Source organism: Myxococcus guangdongensis (genome assembly GCF_024198255.1).
Taxonomy (GTDB): domain Bacteria; phylum Myxococcota; class Myxococcia; order Myxococcales; family Myxococcaceae; genus Myxococcus; species Myxococcus guangdongensis.
Genome location: NZ_JAJVKW010000001.1, coordinates 207,064 through 230,770, shown reverse-complemented (window position 1 = coordinate 230,770; position 23,707 = coordinate 207,064). Strand labels below are relative to the sequence as shown.

Genomic DNA, 23,707 nt, shown 5'->3' with positions numbered 1-23,707 from the left:
CGACCGCACCATAGGCGCGCGGCCCGACAGTTTGCTCAGCCTTCTCGACGCGCTGTCCTCGGGTGGACCCAGACCCGCCCCAAGGCCCGCTGCTACGGGCTGGGCGCGCCGGAGGGGGAGGTCGGCGCCTCCTGTTCGGGCAGGTAGAAGGCCCCGGAGCGCGCGGCGAGCACGGCGGCGGTGAGCAGGCCCACCGTCAACCCGAAGACGATGATGCTCGCCAGCGTCACCCAGTCGGTGACGCCCGAGGGCTGGAACAGCGCGCCGAAGGGCGTGGCGAAGTCGAAGCCCGCCTGCGGCGTCTTGCGCAGGTTCTGCACCGCGGTGAGCAGCGCCGTCGTCACCAGCCCCAGGCCCATGCCCACCACGGCCGCGAGCGCCGCGCTGCCCACCATCATCGGCCGGCTCACGGCGCGCGTGGTGGGGCGGCTCTGCACGTCGAAGTCCGGGTCCCTCACGCCCAGCGGCACGAAGCGCGCGAGCAGGAGCAGGCCGGGGATGCCGCCCACCATGGTGAACCAGAAGAAGGGCTCCCAGCCGATGGAGTACACGAGGAAGCCGGCGATGGGCCCCGCCACCACGCGCGGAATGGAGAACAGGCTGGAGAGCAGCGCGAACTGCGTGGCCGAGAAGCGCTTCTGTGTCAGCCGCATCAGCAGCACGGAGAAGGCGCCCGTGCCCAGGCCCTGCGTCACCTGCTCGAAGCCGATGGCGCTGTACATCAGCCACACGTTGGGCCCACCCGCCCGGGCGACGAGCACGTAGCCGATGTTGGACACAATCTGGATGACGCCGAACACCCAGAGCGCGCGGCCCAGCCCCAGCACCGTCGTCCACGCGCCGCCCACCAGCGTGCCCAGGATGGTGCCGAACAGGCCAATCGTCCCGAGCGCCACGCCGCGGTGCAAGTCGCTGTACCCCATGTCCACCAGGAACGGGCGGAGCAGCGTGCCGCCGAGGTTGTCGGCCAGCTTGTAGAGGAAGACGAAGGCGAGGATTTCGAGCGCGCGGTGCCGCGACAGGAAGCCCACGAACGGATACCAGACAGCGTCCTTGAGGGACTTGGGCGGGGTGAGCCGCTCCTCGGGCTCCGGCGCGAAGCGGGTGATGATGAGCATGGGCAGGTACAGCGTCGCCAGCCCGATGACCACCCACTTCCACGACACGCGGCCCGCGAGGGTGATCGCCGCCGAGCCCGCGATGAACATGGCCGCGCGATACAGCGCCACGCGCGCGCCCACCGCCACGCCCTGCTCCTCCTTGCGCAGCACCTCCACCGCGTACGCGTCGATGGCGATGTCCTGCGTCGCGGACGCGAAGGCCACCGCCATGGCCAGCGCGCCCACCACCCACGCAGCCTCGGGATGTTCCCCCAGCCCCGCGAGCGCCAGGGTCGTGGCGAACAGCGCCACCTGCGCCACCGCCATCCAGCCCCGGCGCCGTCCCCAGAAGGGCGGCACGTAGCGGTCCATCAGCGGGGACCAGATGAACTTGAAGGACCAGGGGGCCTGCGCCAGCGTGATGAGGCCCACCACGCGGATGTCCACGCCGATGCTGCGCAGCCAGTCGGGGATGGCGATCCACACCAGGCCCAGCGGCAGACCCGAGGAGAACGAGAGCAGGGTGACGGAGGCCGTCCTCCAGGAGGCCATGGCCCGGGCCAGGCTGGCCCACGTCCCCGGTCGCTTCTCCCCACTCTTGCCGCCCTGCTCGCGCATAGGCGGCGGACTCTATACCAGCCGCGTGCGGGGCCCAGGCCGTCCCGCGCTCCTGCGCTCGGAGGGTTGGCCGGTCACCGGTCCAGCGCCGACAGGTCCGGGCAGGAGGCGCGCACGCCCTCCGTCGGATTGAAGATGTCCCAGGAGCGGGAGAGGAACGTCACCTTCCCCTGGGCGTCCCAGCACTCGGTGTACTTCGCGCCCGGGATGTCGCCGCGCAGAATCTCCACCGCCCCCAGGCCCCGTCCGTCCGGCGCCCAGCGCGTGGTGAGCGCGATGTCCTCCTTCTGGCCCCCGAGCACGAAGTCCGTCTGGACCAGCTCGAAGGTCATCTCCGCCACGCCGCTCTCTGCCTCCCGGTACACGTAGCGCGAGGGCAGGGGCAGGGTGTTCTCCGCGAAGACCCAGACCAGCTCCACCCGCGTGGGGAACGTCTTCGTCTGGTAGTGGATCTCCTCCCGGTCGATGAAGTCCACGCCCAGGTAATCCTCCTCGCGCGAGCGCTTCAGGTCGAGGATGAGGCTGCCCGTCCCCCGGCGCACGCCGCCGCTCGCCTCGAACGAGCCGGAGAGGAAGCTCCACCAGTCGTCCTCGCCCTCTCCGACGTCGCGAAGCTGGAGGTGGTAGTCGAAGCGCCCCCCTTCACGCGTCATCACGAAGCGCGTGTCGAACTTCATGTCGTTCTTGCCCAGGAAGGGCCCCCAGACCCGGCGGTTGGGGCCGCGGGTGGTCGCGGGCAGGGTCCGGATGTTGTCGATGGCCTGCAGCATGTTGCCGACCGAGTCGTTGAAGTCTCGGCCCGTCTCGCTCGTGTCGCCGACGATGCTGGACACCTCTCCCAGCCGTCCCAGCTGCAGTGCCTGGACCTTGGACGCCGCGCGCAGGGCCCGCGCCTTCGCCTGCTCCTCCCCGAGCACCTTCGCCATCAGGTCCTCGCGCAGGGGGATGGCGTTCTGGAACTCCAGGTCGTCGTTGGAGAAGTCGCCGCCGCAAGCGGCCAGGGCCAGACACAGGCAGATGGGCGTCAGGTATCGCATCGAACGCTCCTTCATGGCCGGTAGGTGAGGAGCGCGCCCAGCTCCCAGAAGCCCAGGGAGCGTTGCTCGTCCACGGTGTAGAGCAGGTAGTGGAGCCGGGCACGTCCCGTCACGTGCAGGCGCGGCAGGGGCTGCCAGCGCAGGCCCGCGACGAGTCCCGGCGAGAACATCGCGTACTTCTGGTCCGGATACGCGGCCTCCTCGAAGTCGCGCCGCATCACGAGGTACGCCATTCGCGCGCCCACGAAGGGGGTGATGCGTCCCTGGGGCCACTCGGAAGCGAGCGTCGTGCCCAGGCTCGTCACCGAGTACCGGTACGGCGGCCCGCTCAACGTGGGCAAGTCGAGCAGCGCCTGCTTGCGGCCCATCGCCACGTCCACGCCCCACACCCAGTCGCGCCGGAAGTAGTCATGGAGCTGCGCCTCCACCCCCAACATGCCCACCGAGAGGAACAGCGACTGTCGCGTGGGCGCGTCGAAGTAGGACTGCACCGCGCCGGACAGGCCCAAGGTCCACCACGCCCCTCCATCCAGGCTCACGCCCTTCACCGGATCATCGGAGAAGGGCGCGTCCCTCAAGCGCGACTCCTCCAGCACCACGGGCTGGCCGCGCGACACCTGCACCTCGCCGATGCGCAACTTGTCCGGGAGCCGGCGCTTCACGCGGTAGGTGCCGGGCGCAAGGGCCACGCGGCGCTCCACGCCGTCCGTCTTGTCCAGCTCCGCCACCACCAGCCCGGCCGGGTCCACGAAGTAGTACATGCCCGGAGGCGCCACCTGCGGCACCACCAGCCCGTCGCCGCCCGCGCGCAGGTCCGTGAGCACCAGGTCGCCGTTGCCCGCCAGGTCGTAGCTGAACGTGGGGTGCTGCGCGCCGCCGCTGCTCGCCGCGGTGTCCGCCACCGTGCGCGCGTACGCATGCGAGTACGCCTCGAACAGCGTCACCCGCCCATCGCCGCTGCGGTCCGCGTCACCCAACAGGCCGCTGGCCAGGTGGTGGGAGAAGTAGCTGCCACCCAGCGCGTCCGACTCCTGCGAGTCCTCATCCGCCGCGCTGGAGGTGAGGATGACCAGGCCCCGCGCGTCGCGTGGCGCGCCGGACTCGATTTCGAAGGCCGGGGCCCGCCGCGCGCCCTTGGTGCGCGTCATCGCCCCGGAGCGGCACGAGTCCAGAATCGCGATGCGGATGTCCGCGGGCGCGTTCGACAGCCGGCGCTTCAAATCGTCGAAGCCCAGGCGCGTGTTGCCCAGCCGCAGCGTGCCGTCCTTCGCGTGGCCGGAGTAATAGACGAGCAGCGCCGTGCGCTCGCCTCTGTCCTGCGCCGCCTTCGCCCGCGCCTCCAGCTCCGTGAGCGCCGCGAGGAAGTCCTTCGACGTCTCGTTGAGCAGGAGCTTCGCGTCGCCGGGCGCCACGCCGCCCAGCCGCGCCAACAGCCCGTGCATCTTGCGCGCGTCGTCTCGGGCGAAGCGCAGGGGCCGTGTCTCGTCGCCGCCCTCGTCGTTGCCGGCAATCAGCGCGAAGCGGCGCAGGCTGTCCGCGTGCGCCGCAGAGGCCACGGTGAGCGCGAGCGCCAGGCCCAGGGCCCGCCCGAGAGGGAAGAGGGACGGGCTCATGGCTTGAGCAGCACCCAGTGCGTCTGCGCGCCCTTCACGTCGAGCGGCGCCATCCGCTCCACCTCGCCGCCCGCCGCCGCGAAGGCACGCCGCGTCGCCTCCACCAGCGACTCCACCGCGAAGGGTTCGTCACCCAGCACCAGCACCACGCGCTCGGCGCCCGAGCCGGTGAGCTCCCAGCTCCCCTCCAGCCAGTGCACCTCCTCGCCGGGCTCCACCGCCACGCTGGCGCCGGACTCCGGATGCAGCGCCGACACCTCGCCGATGGCATCCACGGACACCGCGGCCATGTACCGGTGCGCGCCCGCCTTGTAGCCCAGCATCACCCGCTCACCGGGCTCCAGCGCCTCGGGCCTGTCCGGACGCGCCTCTCGCTGCGGACCCGTGCCGCCGCCGATGCGCAGCTCCGCCACGTCGCCGCCACCCTTGAGCCGGTTCCTCCCAGGCCCCTCCTCCAGGAGCGGCTTCGCCAGCACCACCACCAGCAGCGACGCGGCCAGGGCCACCGTCGCGGGCACCCAGCGCCGGGGCGCAGGGCGCGTGGCTGGCTGCCGCTGCTGGCGCTCCAGGGCGCGCTCGACGCCGGCCTCGAAGCGCTCGAAGGGGAGCTCCGCCTCGAAGCGGGCCTGGTTCTCCTCGAGCCCTTTCAGCACGGCGCCGCAGGTCGTGCAGCCGGCCGCGTGGGCCCGGACTCGGTGGGCCTCGGGGGAGGCCAGCTCGCCGGCCCGCAGGCGGCGCAGTGTCCACTCCGACTCGTGCGCGCTCATCGAACCCTCAGCTCCTCTCCGCCCAGCTCGGCGAAGCGCTCCAGCCGCTTGCGGATGGTGGGCACCGAGCGTCCCAGCAACGCGGCCACCTCTTCCAGGGTCATCCCGTCCACGTGGTAGTGGACCACCGCCGCCTGCGTCTCCTCATCCACCTTCGACAGCAGCCGGCGCACCAGATCCCGCGTCTCCATCTCACCGTCGCCACCGTGTCCCTCCGAGCGCGCGGCGGCGTCGCGCTCGAACCACTGCCTCCATCCCGCGCGCTCCGAGCGCAGCTGGTTGAGGCAGTGGTGGGTGGCGATCTTCATCAACCACGTCAGCGGCGAGGCGTCCGCGCGGAAGTCGTCCGCGTGGCTCAGGGCGCGCGCGAAGACGTCATGCATCGCGTCCTCCGCCTTCGCCGCGTCCTTCAACAGATAGCGGCAGCGCCCCATCACGCTGCCGCCGTACCGCGTGTACAGCTCGCGCAGGAAGTCTCGCCGGTCCGGGAGGGGACCGCCTTGGATGACCCGGAGGGCCGGCTGGCGCGGAGCTGTCACGCGCCCCAGACTACCGCGAGCCGCGTCACAACGAGGAGTAGACCGCGGTGCTGAAGCTTCCGCAGGCGCTCACCGCCCCGTAGCCGAGGACCGGGTTGAAGCTGGCCGCGTAGTAGGTGCTCATGTGTCCCTGGTCCCAGCACTCGTTGACGGTGGCCTCGCCGAAGAGGTCCCCGCCCGACAGCTTGATGTCCGAGCGACCAGCCCCGTTGCGCTCCCAGCGGCTCTTGATGGCCAGCCGCTCCAACTGCGCGCGCGTCGGGTCCGCGTCGATGTCCTGCTGCGACACGAAGTCCAGCTCACCCCCGGCGCCCGGGGCCTGCTTGAAGCGGTACTTCGTGTTCGTGACCAGGTCCTGCTCATCCGTGTACTCGAGGTCCGCCTCCACCGACGCCGTCGCGTCCGGCCCGGTGCGCGCGTAGCGGACCTCCAGGGTCGCCAGCGGCTGCACGTCCTCCTCGTTGCCGGGCAGCCCGCGCTCGTTGTCGAAGTCGACGAGGAACTGGCCAGAGCCGTAGCCCGACAGCCGCTCCCCATCCCCATCCACGCCCGCCGTGTGCGAGCCGGACAGCACCGTCTTGAAGCTCGCGTCCGGCGCGTTGCGGCCCTTGGCGTCCAGCACCCACGAATACGTGTCGCCCTCCTTGTGCTGGACGGTCAGCCTCCAGGAGATGGGGTCCAGGGGGTCGGCGTGCGGGCCCCACACGGCGATGTCTCCCTCGATGGAGGAGGGCGGGTGCTTGACGATCTCCGCCACCAACCCGAGCACGCTCAGCGTGGCGCTGTTCATGCTGAAGGCGGCGGTCGCGGTGAGGAAGTAGTTCCCCGACAGCTCCCCTTCGCCGTAGTACGCGGACGTCTTGCCCTGCTCCTCGCCCATCGGTCCCGGCGACGACACCTCCACCATCTGCTTGGAGGGCACGCCCTGACGGAACGACTCGACGTCCTGGGGCTTCTTGTCCTCGGACTCACAACCCACCAGCATCAGGGCGGCACACAGCAGGCTCTTGCGCAGCATGGTCCTTCTTCCTTCCTGTTCGGATGGCCCCCGGCGGGCCGTGCGGCAGCGTGTTCGCTCCTATGGACACAGCCCCGTCGGAAAACAGAAAAGGGAGCTGTCTGACTTTGAAAGGCTTCGTGATTCCAGGGGGTTGGGGGCCGCCTGGCTGCTCCTCGGGCGACTTCAACGGGCTTTCGGACGCTGGAAATGCAGCGTCCCTACCTTTCGCCCATGGAAAAACGACACCCCAACCATCCTGGCGAGATGGGCACCGACGCGGCGCTGGCCGAGCGCGAGCGCAGCTCGGACGAGCTCAACGCCCGAGCGCGCGCGGTGGGGTTGCTGCGTGATGCGGGGGTGCCCTTCGTGGTGGGCGGTGCGTACGCGTATGCCACCTATACCGGCATCTACCGGGACACGAAGGACCTGGACTTGTTCCCCCGCAAGGCGGACGCGGCGCGCGCGCTAGAGGTCCTGGAGAAGGACGGCTGGCGCACCGAGCGCACCGACGAGGTGTGGCTCTACAAGGCCTTCAAGGGGGAGTACTTCGTCGACTTCATCTTCTCGTCCGGCAACGGCGTGGCGGTGGTGGACGACGAGTGGTTCGAGCACGCGCGCACCTCCACCATCTTCGGCCACGAGTGCCTGGTCGCGCCCGCCGAGGAGATGATCTGGTCCAAGGCGTTCGTCGCGGAGCGCGAGCGCTTCGACGGCGCGGACGTCAACCACCTCATCCTCAAGGCGGGGCAGCAGATGGACTGGGAGCGGCTGATGCGCCGCTTCGACCGGTACTGGGAGGTGCTGCTCAGCCACGTGATGATGTTCCGCTTCGCCTATCCCTCGGAGAGGGATGTCATCCCCGAATGGGTGCTGGCGGAGCTGATGCGGCGCACGCTGGACAGCATGCGCGACGGCGGCTGGGAGCAGAAGCTGTGTCGGGGCAACCTCGTCTCCAAGGTGAACTACCACGTGGACATCCACCACTGGGGGTTCGGGGACGGGCGGGCCTGGGACGAGAACGAACGACGACAGGGGGGCGCGCGTGGCGAGGGACCCGAGCTCGAAGATTCGATTGGCGGCGGTCGGTGACCTTCACTGTCGTGAGGACCAGCACGGCCGGTTCCGGCACCTCGTCAAACAGGTGAACGCGACGGCGGACCTGCTGGTGCTGTGCGGCGACCTCACGGACCGCGGCATGGTGGAGGAGGGCAAGGTGCTCGCCGAGGACCTGTCCGCGCTGCGCGTGCCGTGCGCGGCGGTGCTCGGCAACCACGACTACGAGCAGGGCCACGTGAAGGACATCTGCGCGGAGCTGTCCAAGGCCGGCGTGCACATCCTCGACGGGGACCACTTCATCTTCGAGAAGGTGCTCGGCGTGGCCGGGGTGAAGGGCTTCGGCGGCGGCTACGGCAACGCCACGCTGCAGGCCTTCGGTGAAGGGCAGACGAAGGCCTTCGTGCAGGAGGCGGTGACGGAGTCGCTCAAGCTGGAGGCGGCGCTGAGCCACCTGGACACGCCGCGCAAGGTCATCATCATGCACTACGCCCCGATTCCGGAGACGCTGGAGGGGGAGAACATCGAGATCCGCCCCTTCCTCGGCACCAGCCGTCTGGCGATGCCCATCGACCACTACGGCGCGGAGGCGGTCTTCCACGGACACGCGCACCACGGCTCGCTGCAGGGCAAGACGAAGAGCGGCATCCCCGTCTTCAACGTCGCCATGCCCCTGCTCACGAAGCACACGCCGGACCAGCGCTACATGCTGCTGGAGGTGTAGCGCCGCCGCGGCTCAGGTGGTGACGACCATGCCGTCCTCCACCTTCACGGGCCAGGGCGTCAGGGAGGCGCCGTTGCACGGACCTCCCACGCACTTGCCGTCGTCGGGGCGGAAGAGCGCGCCGTGCCAGCCGCAGACCAGGTGCTGCTTGTCCGGCGTCAGGTACTGGTCCAGCACGCGCGCCAGCGGCAGGCCCGCGTGAGGACACCGGTCCACGTAGCCGTGGACCTGACCGTTGTGGCGCACGAGGAAGCCGTGGAAGAAGGCCTCCTCTATCTGGAGGACGAAGTTGCGCGCGCCCGGGTCCGTGAGGGAGTCCACCGGGCACAGCGTGACGTCAGGCGGCGTCGTCCAGACGCGCTGCCGCGGCGGGAGGCTCAAGGCAGACGGGCCTTCTCGAAGCCCGCCCAGCAGTCGTCGTAGTCGAGCTGCATGGTGGACGTCTCCATGGCGAAGCGCGTGGGGCGGATGACCCAGCGCGACTCGAACATGAACGCCATCGTGTCCTGAATCTTGTGCGGCTTGAGCTCCGCCTTGATGGCCTGCTCGTAGCTGGCGCGGTCCGGACCGTGGCCACTCATGCAGTTGTGCAGCGACGCGCCGCCCGGGGCGAAGCCGCCGACCTTGGCGTCGTACACGCCCTGCACCAGCCCCATGAACTCGCTCATCACGTTGCGGTGGAACCAGGGCGGACGGAAGGTGTCCTCGGCCACCATCCACCGGGGCGGGAAGATGACGAAGTCGCAGTTGGCCGTGCCGGGGGACTCACTGGGCGACGTCAGCACCGTGAAGATGGACGGGTCCGGGTGGTCGTAGCTCACCGTGCCGATGGTGTTGAAGCGCGCCAGGTCATACTTGTACGGCGCCAGGTTGCCGTGCCACGCCACCACGTCGAGCGGTGAGTGGTTGAACTGGGAGGCCCACAGCCGGCCCTGGTACTTCTGCACCACCAGCGTCGGACGGTCCACGTCCTCGAAGGCGGCCACCGGCGTGAGGAAGTCGCGCGCGTTGGCCAGGCCGTTGGAGCCGATGGGCCCCAGGTCCGGCAGGCGGAAGAGCGCGCCGTGGTTCTCGCAGATGTAGCCCGCCACGGGGCCGTCCGGCAGCTCCGCGCGGAAGCGCACGCCGCGTGGCACGATGGCGATTTCACCCGGGCGCAGCTCCAGCACGCCCATCTCCGTCACCAGCGTCAGCCGCCCCGCCTGCGGGACGAGGAGCAGCTCGCCGTCCGCGCTGTAGAATACCTTGTCGGTCATGGACCGGTTGGCGCGGTACAGGTGGATGGAGATGCCGCTGCTCGTGGCCGTGTCGCCGTTGCCGGCGTAGGTGATGAGTCCCTCCACGAAGTCGGTGGGCTCGGTGGGCACGGGCTGGGGGCTCCAGCGCATGCGGTTGGGCGAGGGCGGCACCTCGTCGAAGGGACCCCCGCGCACCAGCCCCTGGGGATGGGGCTGATACGCGGGATGGTTGGCGCTCGGACGCAGGCGGTACATCCAGGAGCGCTTGTTTTCCCGGCGCGCCACGGTGAAGGCCGTGCCGGACAGCTGCTCCGCGTACAGCCCGAAGGGGGCCTTCTGCGGAGAGTTCTGTCCCACGGGCAGCGCACCGGGGACGGCCTCCGTCGCCACTTCGTTGCCGAATCCGGAGAGGTAGTCGCCGGGCGCCTTGCGCAGCCCGCTCTTCGGAGGTACCGCGGTTCGATTCTCGAGGGTCACCGTGAAGTTCCTCCGCAGTCGGGCCGGGAGCTACTTCCGGGACTTCTCCACCTTGATGACGCCGCGGCGGATCTGGTCCAGCTCGATGGACTCGAACAGGGCCTGGAAGTTGCCGTTGCCGAAGCCCTCGTTGCCCTTGCGCTGGATGATCTCGAAGAAGATGGGGCCGAACAGGTTGTTGGTGAAGATCTGCAGCAGCAGGCCTTCCTGCTCGTTGCCGTCGATGAGGATGCGGTTCTTGCGCATCCGCTCCAGGTCCTCACCGTGGTTGGGCACGCGCTTGTCGACCAGGTCGTAGTACGCCTCGAGCGTGTCCTGCAGGTCCACGCCGCGCGCGCGCAGCTTCTCCACGGTGGCGTAGATGTCCTGGGTGGACAGGGCCAGGTGCTGGATGCCCTCGCCCTTGTACTCGCGCAGGAACTCCTCGATTTGGGACTTCTCGTCCTGGCTCTCGTTGAGCGGAATCCGGATGGCGCGGTCCGGGGCGATCATCGCCTGGCTGAACAGGCCCGTGGCCTGGCCCTTGATGTCGAAGTACTTCTGCTCGGTGAAGCCGAAGATGCGGTTGTAGAAGGTCGACCAGGTGCGCATCTGGCCCCGGCGCACGTTGTGCGTCAGGTGGTCCAGCGACTCCAGGCCCACGCTGTTCTTCGCCTCGGCCTCGGCGGCGCCGGGAATCTGCACCCAGGAGTCATAGAGGGTGCCGGCGGGGCCGTGACGGTCGATGAGATACAGCAGGCTGCCACCGATGCCCTGCAGGACATAGAAGCCCTCGCCCAGGGAGCTGACGGCGGGGTCCGCGGCGACGGCGCCACGCTCCAGCGCCAGCTCGTACGCGGCGCGGGCGTTGGCCACGCGGAAGGCCATGGCGTTGGCGGACGGGCCGTGCTCGGCGCGGAACTCGGCGGCCTGGCCGGTGGGCTCCTGGTTGATGAGCAGGTTGATGTCGCCCTGCTTGTAGCGGACCAGTGCCTTGGTCGGGTGCCTGGCGTAGGCCGTGAAGCCCAGCTTCTCCACCAGCGCCACCATCGCCTCGGGCGCGGGGCTCGTGAACTCCACGAACTCGAAGCCATTCAGCCCAATCGGGTTTTCCGCCGTGGTCGCCATGACACTGCCTCCGAACATCATCTACGAGTGTGACCAAAAGGTAGGGAGGGGCGGGGGAGGAGGAAAGCACAAAGGATTGCCAGAGAATGTCAGCGGTCCGCACCATCTCCCGAGGGGAGCCGCGCGCGAATGTGCGCGAGGCGCGCGTCAAAGCCGGCGGCGCGTCGCGTCACCTTTCCGACGTAGTGGATTGTCACGATGCGGGCGTGTGCGCCCTCACGGACCGCGTGCGTTGGCGGGCTCTGTCGCGGGCGCGGCGTCCATCAGGTCCTCGGCCCGTTGGGGCAGGGCGAGGCCTTCGACGGAGACCTCCATCACCTCGGGGCCGGAGCCTCGGGCGTAGCGCAGCTCGGAGGACTCCGGGACCTCGGCGCCCAGCCACAGTCGGGCCAACTCCTGTCCCTGTGCGCCCAGCAGCACCGCGCCGCGCGAGGCGTCGTCGATGCCGTACTTCGCCCAGCTGCGGGGCTTCGCCTCACCGAAGCTCGTCGCCTTGATGGCGCCCAGCGCGCGCAGCAGCGACACGACGCGGAAGTGCTGCGCCTTGCCCTTCGCGGGCGACTCCACCTGCCAGGACTCGGTGCCGCCGTCACCCTCGGACGCGTTGACCAGGATGATGGCGGGCGCGCCTCCGCCCGGGTGGAACACCACGCGCCGCACGTCCTCGCGGCGGAAGCTCAGCACGTGCTTGTCCTTCAGCTCGAGCACATCCACGTCCAGCACGTCGAGCGCGCCCTCGGGCACCTCGGCCAGCGTCGCGACGAAGCCCTGCTCACGCAGCGCGTGGAAGCGAGGCGCTCCGTCCTCCATCACCTGCGCCATCCGGATGCGGACCGTGTCGCCCGAGGTTCGCGTGAAGCGCGCGTCCACCAGCGGCGTCTCCAGACCGAGCCTCTTGCGAGTCTCCGGTGTGTCCTTGGGGAAGGAGAGCGCGCGGTGCTCCTTCAGCGCCTTGAGCAGCGCGGACACCCGGGCCTCGTCCGCGCGCTCGGAGATAGGCTTCGTCAGCCGCCAGCGCGAGGTCCCCTTCTCGTGCTCCAGCACGTAGGTGTGCGTCCGCGCGCGGACCTCGACGCCCGAGAGCGCGGTGGCCTCCAGCTCGCCGAGCAGCTCCTTCGAGCGCAGCGCGAAGGTGTCCTTGTCCAGGCTCCACCGCACGGAGCCCTGCGCGGCGTACACCTTGGGGTCTCCCTCGCGGCGCACGTAGACGGAGCCATCGAACGTGTTCTCGACGCCGCCATGCAGCGTCACCGTGTGCGGCGAGCCCGACACCTGGGCCTGGGCCGTCACGGTGAACACGGGCGAATCGAGCCCGTACTTCTTCAGGTCCGCGTCGGTGGGGGCCTCGGCCACCAAGGTGCTCGACTTCGAGCGCTCCAGCGTCTCGAGCAGCGCCTCCACGGCCGCCGGCTCCGCGCGAGCCTGCACGGGCGCGACGATGCGCCACGAACCCTCCGGCCCGCGCTCCAGCTCGGTGGTGTCACCTTGCGCGCGCACGGTGATGCGGGTGAACACGGGCGCCGCGTCCTTGCTCGTCGTCCCTGGTGGAGGCGCGAAGAGCTGCTCGGCCACCGCGCCTTGCCGAGGCTCGCGCGGCCCGGACTCCTTGCACGCGGGCAATGCGGCCGTGCCCAGGACGAGCAGCGCGACGAGTCCTCCGCGCGAGGTGCTCACTTGTTCCGCCGCGTCAGCCAGATGGCCAGCCCCAGGCCCATCATGGAGAGGGGAATCAGGTCCGTGGAGATGAAGCGGATGGGGTCCATCGCATCCGTGTCGAGCTCCAGCGTGGACACCTCGCGGTCCGGAGGTCGCATCGTCACCTTGCTCACCTGGTTGGAGGTCCACCCCAGCGTGTTCATCACCAGGTTGCGATTGGGCTCGTGGCCCCAGTTCGGGTCCAACAGCAGCTCCGAGTCGCCCACCACCACGAGCCGCGCCTCATCGAAGCGCTTGTCGGCGGCGTCCTTCGTGTCGCGGGTGATGGCGGCCGCGAGCGTGAGCTGGCCCGTCTTCTCGCCATCCGAAGGCACCGCGTTCTCGTCGGGCTTCGTCTCCACCCAGCCGTGCTGCGAGGTGTGCACCAGCGGCTCCACGTGCACGCCCCCGGCCATGCCCTCGCGCAGCACGGTGAGGCTGCGCGGCGTGGGCAGCTCCACGTTCATGCCTCGCTGCTTGAGCGGCGCGACGATGGCGTGGGTGCTGTAGAAGGGCGACAGCACGACATACGGGTTGCCGCTGTTGAACTGCGCATCCGCCGCGACGCCGTCGTCGACCAGGATGCCGTGCTCGGCGAGCAGCTCGCCCAGGCCATCCACCAGTCCCGCGTCGGTGAAGTACACGAGCCGTCCGCCGCTCGCGAGGTACTTGCGCAGCACGGCCACCTCCGGCTGCGTGTACGGCACGCGGGCGCCCGCGATGACCACGAGCGAGGCATCGCGAGGGATGTCCGTGGTGCCCACCAGGTACATGGCCTCCGCGGCGTAGCCCTCCTGGAGCAGCTGCCGGCGCAGCTCGGACAGCGAGCCTCCCGGGTCCGAGGGCGCGGCCTCATCCTTGTCGAGCGGCCATTCTCCGTGCCCGGTGATGAAGTAGACGCGCTGGGTGCCCACCGCGCCCAGCTTGATGAGCGCGTTGGTGAGGTCCTGCTCGGACACGGCGGCGAGCGTCGTGTGCGACTCGCCGCGCGCGAGCACCACGCTCGCCTGACCTTCCTTGAGCTGGTACTTCGCGGCCATCTCGGGGGAGCGGCGCGGGTCCTTGAACTCGTACTCGAACTTCGCCGGCGCCTCCGCGTGGTAGCGCTGGAAGAGCGTCTCCAGCAGCGCGTAGGACTCATGCGTCGGGGGCAGGAAGCCGATGGCCTTCACCTTCTCCGGCATCGTGCCCAGCGTGGCGATGGTCTGCGGCGCCAGCGTGTGGATGCGCTCCTTCGTCAAATCCCACTGGGGCGCCTGCTGGTGGGCCACGTAGTTGATGCCCACGAGCGCGCCCAGGACCCCGAGCACGGTGAGCACGGAGGTGATGAAGAAGGTGCTCGACTTGCGCGTGGCGAGCTGGCCGAACTGCTTCAGGTTCGTGGCCAGGTACACGCCGACGAGCACCAGGCCCACGCCCGCCTTCACCCCCGAGGCGATGGGGCTGCCGGAGGTGACGAAGAGGGTGAAGGGGCTGGAGACCAGGAGCAGCAGCCCGAAGGCGCCCAGGTACCTGCCGATGAGGGTCGCGTTCATGTCCGGGGATGGCCTTTCACGTGGGGGCGGTTCACGAGACCCAGCGTCGCGCTTCCACGGTGCGGTGCGTGAGCACCAGCGAGAAGACGATGACGGAGGCGAAGAAGACGAAGCTCTTCACGTCCAGGATGCCCTTGAGCAGGTTCTGCAGCTGCGCGTCGAAGGACAGGTACATCAGCACCGAGCGCGCTGGCTCCTCGGCTCCCTGCGCCACGCCGGACAGCAGCATCCACGGCAAGAGCACCGCGAAGGTGAGGAAGGCCGCGAGCATCTGGCTCTCCGTCAGCGCGGAGATGAACATGCCCACCGCCATGCACGTGGCGCCCCACATGAGGATGCCGCCGTAGCCCAGCAGCACGGTGGACCACTCCAGCGCGGTGCCGGAGTCCGCCTTGCCGAACGCGGAGAGCACCACGGGGAAGACGAGCGTGAGGCCCAGCGTCGCGCAGATGATGCCCACGCCGCCCAGGTACTTGCCCAGCACGATTTCGATGGGGCGCACCGGCGCGGTCATCAGCAGCTCGAAGGTCTTGTTGCGCTTCTCCTCCGCGAACAGGCGCATGGAGAGGAAGGGGGCGACGAACAGGGTGATGATGATGACGATGCCCCACAGCTGCACGACGACGCCGTCGGTGAGGTTGCGGTAGGCGGTGAAGTCCTCGGGCAGCTGGGACCAGCTCGTGCGTCGCGCCATCTCCTGCACCTGCTGGAAGCGCTCCAGCAGGCCCACGAAGAAGAACGACGAGAGCGCCACCATCGCCGTGAAGACGCCATAGGCCCACGGGGTGGTGAAGTAGAGGGACAGCTCCTTGCGAGCGATGGCCAGGGCGATGCGCATGGGCCGACGGGTTTCCTTGGAAGGGGGACGAAAGGCGCGCGCTCAGGCGGCGGTCAGCTTGATGAAGACTTCTTCCAGCGACGCGCTCTCGGCGGTGCCCTGGGTTCCGGCCAGCTTGCCAAGGTCGTCGTACGCGGCGATGCGCCCCTGGTGGAGGATGAGGACCTTCTGGCACGTCATCGTCACCTCCGGGAGGATGTGCGTGGAGAGGATGACGGTGTGCTTGCCCGCGAGGCCCTTGATGAGCGCGCGCACCTCGGCGCGCTGGGCGGGGTCGAGTCCCTCCGTCGGCTCGTCGAGGATGAGCACCGGCGGCGAGCCGAGCAGCGCCTGGGCGATGCCGGTGCGCTGCTTGTAGCCCTTGGACAGGTTCCCGAGGACGCGGCCCAACACCTGGGTGACGCCGGTGAGGGCGGCCACACGCTCGACCTCGGTCTTCTGCTCACGCGAGGGCAGGCGCTTGAGCGAGGCGACGAAGCGCAGGTAGCTCTCCACGGTCATCTCCGGGTAGAGCGGCGGCGTCTCCGGCAGGTAGCCGATGCGGCGCTTCACCTCGAGCGGATGCTGGTGGACGTCGAACCCGCCCACCCGGGCCACCCCCTCCGAGGCGGGGAGGAAGCCGGTGAGGATCTTCATCGTGGTGGACTTGCCCGCGCCGTTGGGCCCGAGGAAGCCGAGGATTTCGCCCTCTTCGACGCTGAAGGTGAGGTCGTCGATGGCCACGCGGTCGCGATACCGCTTGGTGAGGTGCTGCACCTCGATCATCGCCATGGGGAGGCTCCAGGAAGACGTGCTCGACCTGGGCCGCCGGCCGTGGAGGTGTGTCTCGGACGGCCCGGGCAGAACCGCCGCCGACTATAGGAGGGGTCTTCGGGGTGTCAAGGCGACGCCCGGCGAGTGGCCTGGGTGCTTCCCCTCGCTGGCCGGGCTCCTGCAAGACTCCGCTCCGGTGTGGTTCCCCGGACACGCCCAAGAAGGGTAGTGAGACGCTCATGCCTATCGTGGTCCAGAAGTACGGCGGCTCGTCGGTGGCCGACGTGGAGAAGATTCGCAAGGTGGCGCGCCGTGTGAAGGACAAGCGCGACGCCGGGTACCAGGTGGTGGTGGTGGTGAGCGCCATGGGCGACACCACGGACGAGTTGCTGGCGTTGGCCAAGCAGGTGTCCCCGGACCCCGCGCGGCGGGAGCTGGACATGCTGCTGACGTGCGGCGAGCGCATCTCCATGGCGCTGCTGTCCATGGCGCTCCAGGAGATGGAGGTGCCGGCCATCAGCTTCACGGGCAGCCAGAGCGGCATCATCACCACGGACGCGCACGCGCAGGCGCGAATCGTGGAGGTGCGGCCCTACCGCATCCACGACGAGCTGGCGCGGGGCAAGGTGGTCATCGTCGCGGGCTACCAGGGCGTGTCGTACAAGAAGGAGGTCACCACGCTGGGGCGTGGCGGCTCGGACACGACGGCGGTGGCGCTGGCCGCGGCGTTGGAGGCGGAGGCGTGTGAAATCTACTCGGACGTGGATGGCATCTTCAGCGCGGACCCGCGCGTGGTGCCGGACGCGCGCAAGCTGGAGTCACTCAGCTACGACGAGATGCAGGAGCTGGCGAGCGCGGGCGCGAAGGTGCTCAACGCGCAGGCGGTGGAGTGGGCGAAGTCGCGTGGCATCGCCATCCTCGCCCGCACGGCGCATGCGGAGGGCAGCGGCACGGTGGTGCGCGAGCTGACCGCGCCGTCGGACAGTCGCATCAAGGGCGTCACCGCGGACGCGGAGCTGGCGGTGCTCGCGGCGGGCTCCACGGTTGCGTTGGCGGAGTTGTTGGAGTTCCTCGACGCCCGGGGCGTGCGAGGCCGCTCGCTCGGGTACGACGGGCTGACGGGCGGCGCCGGGCATTCGTACCTGCTGGTGCCGCTGGCGGACATCCACGGGCCGGAGGCGCTGCGCAAGGAGCTGGCCACGCGCTTCGGCGCGGCGGTGACGTGGCGCGAGGAGCTGGGCACCGTCACGTGCGTGGGCGTGGGCCTCAACGCGGACTGGGCGCCCCTGCGTCAGTCGCTGGCGGCGGCGGAGGAGCTGGGCGCGAAGGTGCATGCGGCGCACACGTCTCCGCTCCAGCTCACGCTCCTGGTCGACAAGCCGCACTTGAAGCCGCTGACGGCGAGGCTGCACCGCGAGCTGCTCGGCGCGTAGCCCTGGAGAAGCCTCCCACGCGACGACGCGCGTGGGAGGTCCTCACCCCAAACTACTCGGTGAGCTCCGCCGTCGCCGTCTGGATGGCGGTGGGGCAGTCGGACTCGATGGCGCCCACGTCCGGCGCGGCGCCGCAGTAGGGCAGGCCCAGGTCCATGCCCTTGTCCACCGCGCCCGGTCCGGGCTCGAGCGAGTCCGCGTCGACCAGCGCGTTGAGCGCCTCGATGGAGGTCACGTCCTGGCCCTCCTGCTGCTTCCACGCGGCGAACAGCGTCCCCACCCACGAGAGCTCGGGGACGAAGAAGTTGCCCGTCGTGAAGTTGGCGCCCGGCCGGTAGAGGTTGGACTCCATCTTCAGGCCCGGCGCGCTGTGGCCCAGGTGCACCGCGTTCTTCGTGTCGAAGATGTTGTTGCGCACGGCCACGTTGGTGGAGTTGCCCCCCGTGCCGTGGCCGAGCACCAGCGCGAAGCCGTTCGTCCCCGTCACGGTGTTGTGCAGCACGCGCACGTCCACGCCGTTCTCGATGCGGATGGCGGAGCCCTCGGGCGTCTTCAGGTTGAAGATGCGGTTGCGCCGGATGGACACGTTGGTGGGCGGGGCATTCAAGCGGTTGCCGCCGATGGCGACGCCCAGCGAGGACTCGGAGATGTCGTTGTCCTCGATGGTGATGTTCTTCGCGGAGTAGTGCACCACCACCGCCTCGCCACGTGACGTGGAGGACTTGGTGAAGCCGTGCATCCGGTTGCCCCGCACCGTGACGTCGTGGCACGTCTTGATGTCCACGGCGTTCTCGCGGTTGTCATACATGTCGTTGCCCTCGATGAGGACCCCGGCCGCGGGCGCGTCGTTGCTGAAGCCCTCGGGCCCCAGGCACTGCACGGAGTCACCCGAGTTGTCGTGGATGTCATTGCCGCGCACGGTGATGTTCTTCGACGTGGGCGCGATGACGACGCCGTGGGAGTCGGTGGTCCCCTGGGCGAAGTGATGGATGTGGTTGTTCTCGATGGTGATGCCGCGCGCGCCGGCGTCCGTGCTGATGCCGCTGCCGAAGGTGCCGTGGTGCAGGTCGTTGTTCGCCAGCACGGTGCCCTGCGTGTCCCCGGCGAACGTCACCGCGACCTGGCGCTGGCCGCGCACGTCGAACTCGAAGCCCTCGATGCGCCAGTTCGGCCGCTGCACGAGCGCCATGTACCAGCCCCCCGACGTGGGGACGAGCTTCGCCTTGCCCTCACCGCGCAGCGTGATGGGCGCGCTCGCGGTGCCGGCGCGCACGCTGGAGTCGAACACCAGCTTCTCCGCATAGGTGCCCGCCTGGACGCGGATGATTTCGCCCGGTCCCGCCAGGGTGATGGCCTTGGAGATGGTGCGCAGCGGCCTCGACGCGTTGCCTGCCGCGGTGTCGTTGCCGGACGGGCTCACGAACCACTCGCGGGAGTACTGGGGCTCGCTGGGCGCCTCGGGTGCGGGCGTGTCCGGAGTGGTGGGCGTCGTCGGAGAGGGCGTCGGAATCTCCGTGACGGGGGGCGTGGGGTCCGGCTCGGGTTGTTGGGGATTTCCGGTCGACGGGAGGGTGGGGCGGGTGGGGCTGGGGATGGCGCCCGATGGGGAGGTGGACTCCGTGTTTCCGGTACAGGCGAGGCCTCCCACGGAGAAAGCTCCGATGAGGCACAGGCTGCGCAGCGTGGACATGGGGGGTTGACTCCTCTGGGGGTTGAGCGAGCCAATGAACGTCCGGGAGGGCGAGCGCTATTCTGCCTCCCCGCGCCGTCCGTTCCCTCGTGAAGCAGGCGACCTGTCTTCCTTCCCGCGCGAGAAGCACTGGTGAAGGAGGGCCGTGGCTCGGTCCATTCCGGTACCACGAAGCGCCGCGCGGATGGAACGTCACTCGTGCTCGTCCACTTGACGGGCGGCAGTGGCTCGACAGGCCTGCCGTCGAGCGACGAAGCAGTCACGGGCGACGGTGTCCGTTGCGCGGCGAACACGAGGGCCTGGAGGGCGAGACAGGGGGCGAGGCGGGCGTGCCTACAGTGCGCTGCCTCGCACGCTGGCCGATGCGTGGACATCGTGCGACCGGACCCGACAGGAGGAGCGCCCATGGCCCTGCAGAACGACTATCAGGACGTGCTCGATGTGGCGAAGACGGTTGGCGCGAAGGTCGAGTCCCGAGAGGAGAACGGGAAGCTCATCCTCAAGGGCTCGGTGGACTACGCGTGGGACCGCGACCGCATCTGGGATCAGATCAAGGCGAAGCACGCGAAGTGGCAGCAGGAGATCATGGTCAACCTCACCGTGACGAACGCGGAGCCGTATGGCCTCTACACGGTGAAGTCCGGCGACACGCTGGGGAAGCTGGCCAAGGACATCTACGGGGACGCGAAGCTGTACCCGAAGATTTTCGAGATCAACAAGGACCAGCTCACGGACCCGGACAAGATCAAGGTGGGCCAGAAGCTCAAGCTCCCGCCGAAGACGATTGCGACGGCCTGACGGAGTCCGTCAGGGCAACAGGCCCGGGATGCTGCCGCCGGGCCTGGGCGTGAGGTGGAAGCGGATGGAGCCTGGCGCCAGCAGACACGCCGGAGGCACGGGGGCCGGGAGGATGGCCCCGTGCGGTGGCCGCGTGCACATGCCGAGCATCGGTCCGGCGGAGTAGGGCGCCCAGGGCAACCCACGGTCCACCCTCTCTGGACGAGGGGGCGGCGCGGGCTCGTCGTTGAGGGCGAGCGAGTCCTCCTCGGGCAGCGGCGTCGTGTCCGGCACGAAGACGAGGCCCTCGGGGATGGGCTCCTCGCGCTCCGGTGTCCCGATGATGGCCGCGATGCGCTCGGTGCCCTCGTCCCGCGTCGCGACACGCCCCGAAGTACACGCACACAGCACCGTGGCGCCCAGGAGCGCGATACGTGCGGGACGGGCTGGGAAGGACAGGGGACGCACCATGGCTCTCCGGACACGGAGCGCGGGGCATGAGCGCTCGGACCGATGTTCTCTTGCGCTCGACTCGAAGGGAAGATCTGCGGCCGGCTTCATCCGGGGGCAACGTCCTGGAGGACGAGGGGATGCGCCCAGGCGTGACCTCCCGCCGAGGAGCAGGAGGGGGCCTCGTCCGCATGCCCGCTCGGGGCCGCGACCGCGCTCGCTTCCGTTCCTAGCTTGCCCGAGGGAGTGGAGCGCGGAGGTCGTCGACCATGCTGTGTCAGAACTGTGGAACGCGCCCGGCCGCGGTCCAGCTCAAGAAGCGGATGGAGGGACAGGAGACGACCCTCCAGCTCTGCAACCACTGCGCGAGCGCGATGGGCGTGGGACTGGCTGGAGCGAATGGCTTCGGCAGCCTGGAGAGCCTCATCGAGCAATTGATGGGGCCGCGCCCCCGGAGCCGGGAGAACCTGCTCACGCAGCTGTCGGAGATGGCGCAGCAGGTGCTGGAGCGCGCGGCGCGGATGACGCTCGACTCGGGCTATGAGCGGATGCGCATCGAGCACCTGCTGTTGTCGTTGTTGCACTCGGTGCCAGAGCTGCGCGAGACGCTCAAGCACCTGGGCGCGCCCGTGGACGAGTTCGAGACGCGACTGGACGCGGTGATGCCGCGCCGCGAGCCTCGGAAGGCGGCCGTCGTCGCGCTGTCGTCCGGCGTCAAGCGCGTGCTTCAAATCGCGCGGCTCCAGGCCCTGCAGATGGGGCACAGCTTCATCGGCCCCGAGCATCTCTTGCTGGGCATCCTGATGGAGGCGGAGAGCTTCGCCGCGCAGTTCCTCTCGGGCGTCGACGTCAACGAGCTGCGCAAGCGCCTGATGGCCTCGATAGGTGGCCCGGCCACGCCCACTCCGGGTGGCGGAGCCCGTCAGGGAGGAGGAGGTCTGCCGCCGAACCTCACGCGCTTCACGCGGGACGTGTCCGCGCTCGCGCGGGCCGGGGAGCTGGACCCCGTCATCGGCCGCGAGAAGGAGATCAGCCGCGTCATCCGCATCTTGAGCCGCAAGACGAAGAACAACCCGGTGCTCATCGGCGAGCCGGGCGTGGGCAAGACGGCCATCGCGGAGGGGCTCGCGCAGCGAATCATCTCCGGGGACGTGCCGGAGGTGCTCAAGGACAAGCGTGTGTTGTCGTTGGACCTGGGCAGCGTGCTGGGTGGCACGAAGTTCCGGGGCGAGTTCGAGGAGCGCTTCAAGGGATTGATGGATGAGATTCGCGCCCTCAAGGGGCAGATCATCCTCTTCATCGACGAGGTGCACACGGTGGTGGGCGCGGGCGGCGCGGAGGGCGCGGTGGACGCGTCCAACCTGCTCAAGCCGTCCCTGGCGCGGGGCGAGCTCCAGTGTCTGGGGGCCACGACGCTGGACGAGTACCGCAAGAACATCGAGAAGGACGCCGCGCTCGAGCGCCGCTTCCAGCCCGTCATGGTGGCGGAGCCCACGCCGGAGCAGGCCATCGAAATCCTGCGCGGGCTGCGTGACGCGTACGAGGCGCACCACCGGGTGAAGATCCTGGACACGTCGCTGACGGCGTCCGTCGAGCTGTCGGACAAGTACGTCAATGACCGCTTCCTGCCGGACAAGGCCATCGACCTGCTCGACGAGGCCTCGGCCATGGTGCGCCTGGGCGCGCGCACGGCGCCGGACCGCCTGGGCGAAGTGGAGGCGATGCTGGAGCAGAAGGAGAAGGACAAGAGCGCCGCGGTGGCGGGGGAGCACTACGAGGAGGCCAGCCGGCTCAAGGGTGACATCGAGACCCTGCGCACCGAGCTGGAGGGGCTGCGGACCCAGTGGCAATTGAAGCGCGGTGTCACCGAGCCCTCCGTGACGCCGGAGGACATCGCCACGGTGGTGAGCGAGTGGACGGGCATCCCCGCGCGCAAGCTGCAGCAGGAGGAGAGCCAGCGACTGCTGGAGATGGAGGACGCGCTGAAGCAGCGCGTGGTGGGGCAGGAGGACGCGCTCCGGGCCATCGCCGAGGCGGTGCGTCGTGCCCGCGCGGGCCTGAAGGACCCGAACCGCCCCATCGGCTCGTTCCTGTTCCTGGGGCCCACGGGCGTGGGGAAGACGGAGACGGCGCGCGCGCTGGCCGACTACCTGTTCAACGACGAGGCCGCGATGATCCGCCTGGACATGTCCGAGTTCCAGGAGCGTCACACGGTGAGCCGCCTCATCGGCGCGCCGCCCGGGTACGTGGGCTACGAGGAGGCGGGACGTCTGACGGAGGCGGTGCGGCGCAGGCCCTACTCGGTGCTGCTGTTCGACGAGGTGGAGAAGGCCCACCCGGACGTGTTCAACCTGCTGCTGCAAATCCTGGATGACGGCCGGCTCACGGACTCACGCGGGCGCACCGTGGACTTCAAGAACGCGGTCATCATCATGACGTCCAACCTGGGCTCGGAGGCGATGGGGGCCGCGAGGGCCGCGCTGGGCTTCCAGCGCTCGGAGGACGAGGAGAAGACGGGTCGTGAGCGCGCCAGTGAGGCGGTGATGAATGCGCTGCGCGGCCACTTCCGCCCGGAGTTCATCAACCGCATCGACGAGATCATCGTCTTCCATCCGCTCAACCCGACGCAGCTGAGGCGCATCGTCGACACGATGCTGGAGGCCACGCGCCGCAAGCTGCACGGGCAGAACCTGCGCCTGGAGTTGACGGATGCGGCGCGCGACACGTTGGCCGAGCGGGGCTTCGAGCCGCGCTACGGCGCGAGGCCGCTTCGCCGCGTCATCCAGCGGGAGCTGGAGACGGAGATCAGCCGCATGCTGCTCCGAGGCACGGTGAGCGAGGGCCAGCGCATCCTCGTCGACTTCCAGGACGGGCACTTCGTCTTCACCGCGGATGCCGGTGTCTCTGTTGCTCCTGAGCCGACGCCGGCGACGTCATGACGGCGCGCGGGTGCTGTCGAGAATCCAGGCCAGGTAGGGCGCATGGCCATCGGCGATGTCGAAGCGGAGCACCTCCGGGACGTCGTAGGGGTGCAGCTCGACGATTCGCGAGCGCAGGGCGTCGAAGAGCGAGGCGCGCGTCTTGAAGAGGATGAGCGCCTCTGCTTCGTCCTGCACCTTGCCCTCCCAGCGGTAGATGGAGCGAAGCCCGGGGAGGATGTTGCCGCACGCGGCGAGCTGCGCCTCCACGAGACTTCGCGCCAGCTCGGCGGCCTTGTCGGCGGAGGGCGCGGTGACGAGGACGAGGATGGCGTCGGTCATCCG

Annotated in this window: 21 protein-coding genes; 5 read left to right on the top strand and 16 right to left on the bottom strand. The window is 69.4% G+C overall.

Annotation, left to right across the window (positions count from 1 at the left end):
• Window positions 1-92: 92 nt before the first annotated feature.
• The 6 genes from LXT21_RS00905 to LXT21_RS00880 form a co-directional block, all read right to left on the bottom strand.
• Window positions 93-1,718 carry an AmpG family muropeptide MFS transporter gene (locus LXT21_RS00905; RefSeq protein WP_254036191.1) on the bottom strand — a complete coding sequence of 542 codons (1,626 nt, stop codon included), beginning with the start codon at window positions 1,716-1,718 and terminating at the stop codon, window positions 93-95.
• 74 nt (window positions 1,719-1,792) lie between these two features.
• Window positions 1,793-2,755, bottom strand: coding sequence for a hypothetical protein (locus LXT21_RS00900; protein WP_254036190.1), 963 nt, complete (start codon window positions 2,753-2,755; stop codon window positions 1,793-1,795).
• Between the two features lie 11 nt (window positions 2,756-2,766).
• Window positions 2,767-4,368 (bottom strand): caspase family protein, encoded by a 1,602-nt coding sequence (locus tag LXT21_RS00895; RefSeq protein ID WP_254036189.1) that lies wholly within the window; start codon window positions 4,366-4,368, stop codon window positions 2,767-2,769.
• Window positions 4,365-5,135 (bottom strand): ACP synthase, encoded by a 771-nt coding sequence (locus LXT21_RS00890; protein ID WP_254036188.1) that lies wholly within the window; start codon window positions 5,133-5,135, stop codon window positions 4,365-4,367. The genes LXT21_RS00895 and LXT21_RS00890 overlap by 4 nt, the downstream gene beginning before the upstream one ends.
• On the bottom strand, window positions 5,132-5,674 hold the full coding sequence (locus tag LXT21_RS00885) for an RNA polymerase sigma factor (protein ID WP_254036187.1): 543 nt from the start codon (window positions 5,672-5,674) through the stop codon (window positions 5,132-5,134). Before LXT21_RS00885 ends, LXT21_RS00890 begins: the two co-directional genes overlap by 4 nt.
• A gap of 25 nt (window positions 5,675-5,699) precedes the next feature.
• Complete coding sequence (locus LXT21_RS00880) at window positions 5,700-6,692, bottom strand: hypothetical protein (RefSeq protein WP_254036186.1); 993 nt, start codon at window positions 6,690-6,692, stop codon at window positions 5,700-5,702.
• Window positions 6,693-6,938: 246 nt separating this feature from the next.
• Here LXT21_RS00880 and LXT21_RS00875 point away from each other — a divergent pair, with 246 nt between their 5' ends.
• Window positions 6,939-7,763: a nucleotidyltransferase gene (locus LXT21_RS00875; protein WP_254036909.1), complete on the top strand. Its 825-nt coding sequence runs from the start codon at window positions 6,939-6,941 to the stop codon at window positions 7,761-7,763.
• Window positions 7,747-8,451: a metallophosphoesterase family protein gene (locus LXT21_RS00870; RefSeq protein ID WP_254036185.1), complete on the top strand. Its 705-nt coding sequence runs from the start codon at window positions 7,747-7,749 to the stop codon at window positions 8,449-8,451. The genes LXT21_RS00875 and LXT21_RS00870 overlap by 17 nt, the downstream gene beginning before the upstream one ends.
• Before the next feature lie 12 nt (window positions 8,452-8,463).
• On the opposite strand, the gene LXT21_RS00865 is transcribed toward LXT21_RS00870, so the two are convergent.
• From LXT21_RS00865 to LXT21_RS00835, 7 genes are all read right to left on the bottom strand, one after another.
• Window positions 8,464-8,832 carry a Rieske (2Fe-2S) protein gene (locus LXT21_RS00865; protein ID WP_254036184.1) on the bottom strand — a complete coding sequence of 123 codons (369 nt, stop codon included), beginning with the start codon at window positions 8,830-8,832 and terminating at the stop codon, window positions 8,464-8,466.
• Window positions 8,829-10,166: a homogentisate 1,2-dioxygenase gene (gene hmgA, locus LXT21_RS00860; RefSeq protein ID WP_254036183.1), complete on the bottom strand. Its 1,338-nt coding sequence runs from the start codon at window positions 10,164-10,166 to the stop codon at window positions 8,829-8,831. Before hmgA ends, LXT21_RS00865 begins: the two co-directional genes overlap by 4 nt.
• Before the next feature lie 30 nt (window positions 10,167-10,196).
• Complete coding sequence (gene hppD, locus LXT21_RS00855; protein ID WP_254036182.1) at window positions 10,197-11,273, bottom strand: 4-hydroxyphenylpyruvate dioxygenase; 1,077 nt, start codon at window positions 11,271-11,273, stop codon at window positions 10,197-10,199.
• Window positions 11,274-11,489: 216 nt separating this feature from the next.
• Window positions 11,490-12,947, bottom strand: coding sequence for a DUF4340 domain-containing protein (locus LXT21_RS00850; protein WP_254036181.1), 1,458 nt, complete (start codon window positions 12,945-12,947; stop codon window positions 11,490-11,492).
• On the bottom strand, window positions 12,944-14,503 hold the full coding sequence (locus LXT21_RS00845) for a GldG family protein (RefSeq protein WP_254036180.1): 1,560 nt from the start codon (window positions 14,501-14,503) through the stop codon (window positions 12,944-12,946). Before LXT21_RS00845 ends, LXT21_RS00850 begins: the two co-directional genes overlap by 4 nt.
• Before the next feature lie 31 nt (window positions 14,504-14,534).
• Complete coding sequence (locus LXT21_RS00840) at window positions 14,535-15,341, bottom strand: ABC transporter permease (protein WP_254036179.1); 807 nt, start codon at window positions 15,339-15,341, stop codon at window positions 14,535-14,537.
• A gap of 42 nt (window positions 15,342-15,383) precedes the next feature.
• Window positions 15,384-16,106, bottom strand: a complete 723-nt coding sequence (locus LXT21_RS00835; RefSeq protein WP_254036908.1) for an ABC transporter ATP-binding protein — start codon at window positions 16,104-16,106, stop codon at window positions 15,384-15,386.
• Window positions 16,107-16,333: 227 nt separating this feature from the next.
• On the opposite strand from LXT21_RS00835, the gene LXT21_RS00830 reads away from it, so the two are divergent.
• Window positions 16,334-17,527: an aspartate kinase gene (locus LXT21_RS00830; RefSeq protein ID WP_254036178.1), complete on the top strand. Its 1,194-nt coding sequence runs from the start codon at window positions 16,334-16,336 to the stop codon at window positions 17,525-17,527.
• A 52-nt stretch (window positions 17,528-17,579) separates the two neighbouring features.
• On the opposite strand, the gene LXT21_RS00825 is transcribed toward LXT21_RS00830, so the two are convergent.
• On the bottom strand, window positions 17,580-19,217 hold the full coding sequence (locus tag LXT21_RS00825) for a right-handed parallel beta-helix repeat-containing protein (RefSeq protein WP_254036177.1): 1,638 nt from the start codon (window positions 19,215-19,217) through the stop codon (window positions 17,580-17,582).
• 405 nt (window positions 19,218-19,622) lie between these two features.
• On the opposite strand from LXT21_RS00825, the gene LXT21_RS00820 reads away from it, so the two are divergent.
• A complete protein-coding gene (locus LXT21_RS00820; RefSeq protein WP_254036176.1) occupies window positions 19,623-20,015 on the top strand; it encodes a LysM peptidoglycan-binding domain-containing protein in 393 nt (130 codons plus the stop codon).
• 9 nt (window positions 20,016-20,024) lie between these two features.
• Here the strand turns inward: LXT21_RS00820 and LXT21_RS00815 are convergent, their stop codons facing one another.
• On the bottom strand, window positions 20,025-20,465 hold the full coding sequence (locus tag LXT21_RS00815) for a hypothetical protein (RefSeq protein WP_254036175.1): 441 nt from the start codon (window positions 20,463-20,465) through the stop codon (window positions 20,025-20,027).
• 248 nt (window positions 20,466-20,713) lie between these two features.
• Between LXT21_RS00815 and LXT21_RS00810 the strand changes: the two genes are divergently transcribed.
• Window positions 20,714-23,383: an ATP-dependent Clp protease ATP-binding subunit gene (locus tag LXT21_RS00810; protein ID WP_254036174.1), complete on the top strand. Its 2,670-nt coding sequence runs from the start codon at window positions 20,714-20,716 to the stop codon at window positions 23,381-23,383.
• Here LXT21_RS00810 and cutA read toward each other — a convergent pair.
• Entirely contained in the window at window positions 23,378-23,704 is a 327-nt protein-coding gene (gene cutA / locus LXT21_RS00805; RefSeq protein WP_254036173.1) for a divalent-cation tolerance protein CutA, read from the bottom strand. The two genes, LXT21_RS00810 and cutA, sit on opposite strands and share 6 nt — an antisense overlap.
• Window positions 23,705-23,707: the final 3 nt, after the last annotated feature.

What these genes read in the sequence shown, in the direction of transcription:
- LXT21_RS00905 (WP_254036191.1), bottom strand. Translation starts at nt 1,718, where the DNA reads ATGCGCGAGCAGGGCGGCAAGAGTGGGGAGAAGCGACCGGGGACGTGG.
- LXT21_RS00900 (WP_254036190.1), bottom strand. Translation starts at nt 2,755, where the DNA reads ATGCGATACCTGACGCCCATCTGCCTGTGTCTGGCCCTGGCCGCTTGC.
- LXT21_RS00895 (WP_254036189.1), bottom strand. Translation starts at nt 4,368, where the DNA reads ATGAGCCCGTCCCTCTTCCCTCTCGGGCGGGCCCTGGGCCTGGCGCTC.
- LXT21_RS00890 (WP_254036188.1), bottom strand. Translation starts at nt 5,135, where the DNA reads ATGAGCGCGCACGAGTCGGAGTGGACACTGCGCCGCCTGCGGGCCGGC.
- LXT21_RS00880 (WP_254036186.1), bottom strand. Translation starts at nt 6,692, where the DNA reads ATGCTGCGCAAGAGCCTGCTGTGTGCCGCCCTGATGCTGGTGGGTTGT.
- LXT21_RS00875 (WP_254036909.1), top strand. Translation starts at nt 6,939, where the DNA reads ATGGGCACCGACGCGGCGCTGGCCGAGCGCGAGCGCAGCTCGGACGAG.
- hppD (WP_254036182.1), bottom strand. Translation starts at nt 11,273, where the DNA reads ATGGCGACCACGGCGGAAAACCCGATTGGGCTGAATGGCTTCGAGTTC.
- LXT21_RS00845 (WP_254036180.1), bottom strand. Translation starts at nt 14,503, where the DNA reads ATGAACGCGACCCTCATCGGCAGGTACCTGGGCGCCTTCGGGCTGCTG.
- LXT21_RS00840 (WP_254036179.1), bottom strand. Translation starts at nt 15,341, where the DNA reads ATGCGCATCGCCCTGGCCATCGCTCGCAAGGAGCTGTCCCTCTACTTC.
- LXT21_RS00835 (WP_254036908.1), bottom strand. Translation starts at nt 16,106, where the DNA reads ATGATCGAGGTGCAGCACCTCACCAAGCGGTATCGCGACCGCGTGGCC.
- LXT21_RS00830 (WP_254036178.1), top strand. Translation starts at nt 16,334, where the DNA reads ATGCCTATCGTGGTCCAGAAGTACGGCGGCTCGTCGGTGGCCGACGTG.
- LXT21_RS00825 (WP_254036177.1), bottom strand. Translation starts at nt 19,217, where the DNA reads ATGTCCACGCTGCGCAGCCTGTGCCTCATCGGAGCTTTCTCCGTGGGA.
- LXT21_RS00820 (WP_254036176.1), top strand. Translation starts at nt 19,623, where the DNA reads ATGGCCCTGCAGAACGACTATCAGGACGTGCTCGATGTGGCGAAGACG.
- LXT21_RS00815 (WP_254036175.1), bottom strand. Translation starts at nt 20,465, where the DNA reads ATGGTGCGTCCCCTGTCCTTCCCAGCCCGTCCCGCACGTATCGCGCTC.
- LXT21_RS00810 (WP_254036174.1), top strand. Translation starts at nt 20,714, where the DNA reads ATGCTGTGTCAGAACTGTGGAACGCGCCCGGCCGCGGTCCAGCTCAAG.
- cutA (WP_254036173.1), bottom strand. Translation starts at nt 23,704, where the DNA reads ATGACCGACGCCATCCTCGTCCTCGTCACCGCGCCCTCCGCCGACAAG.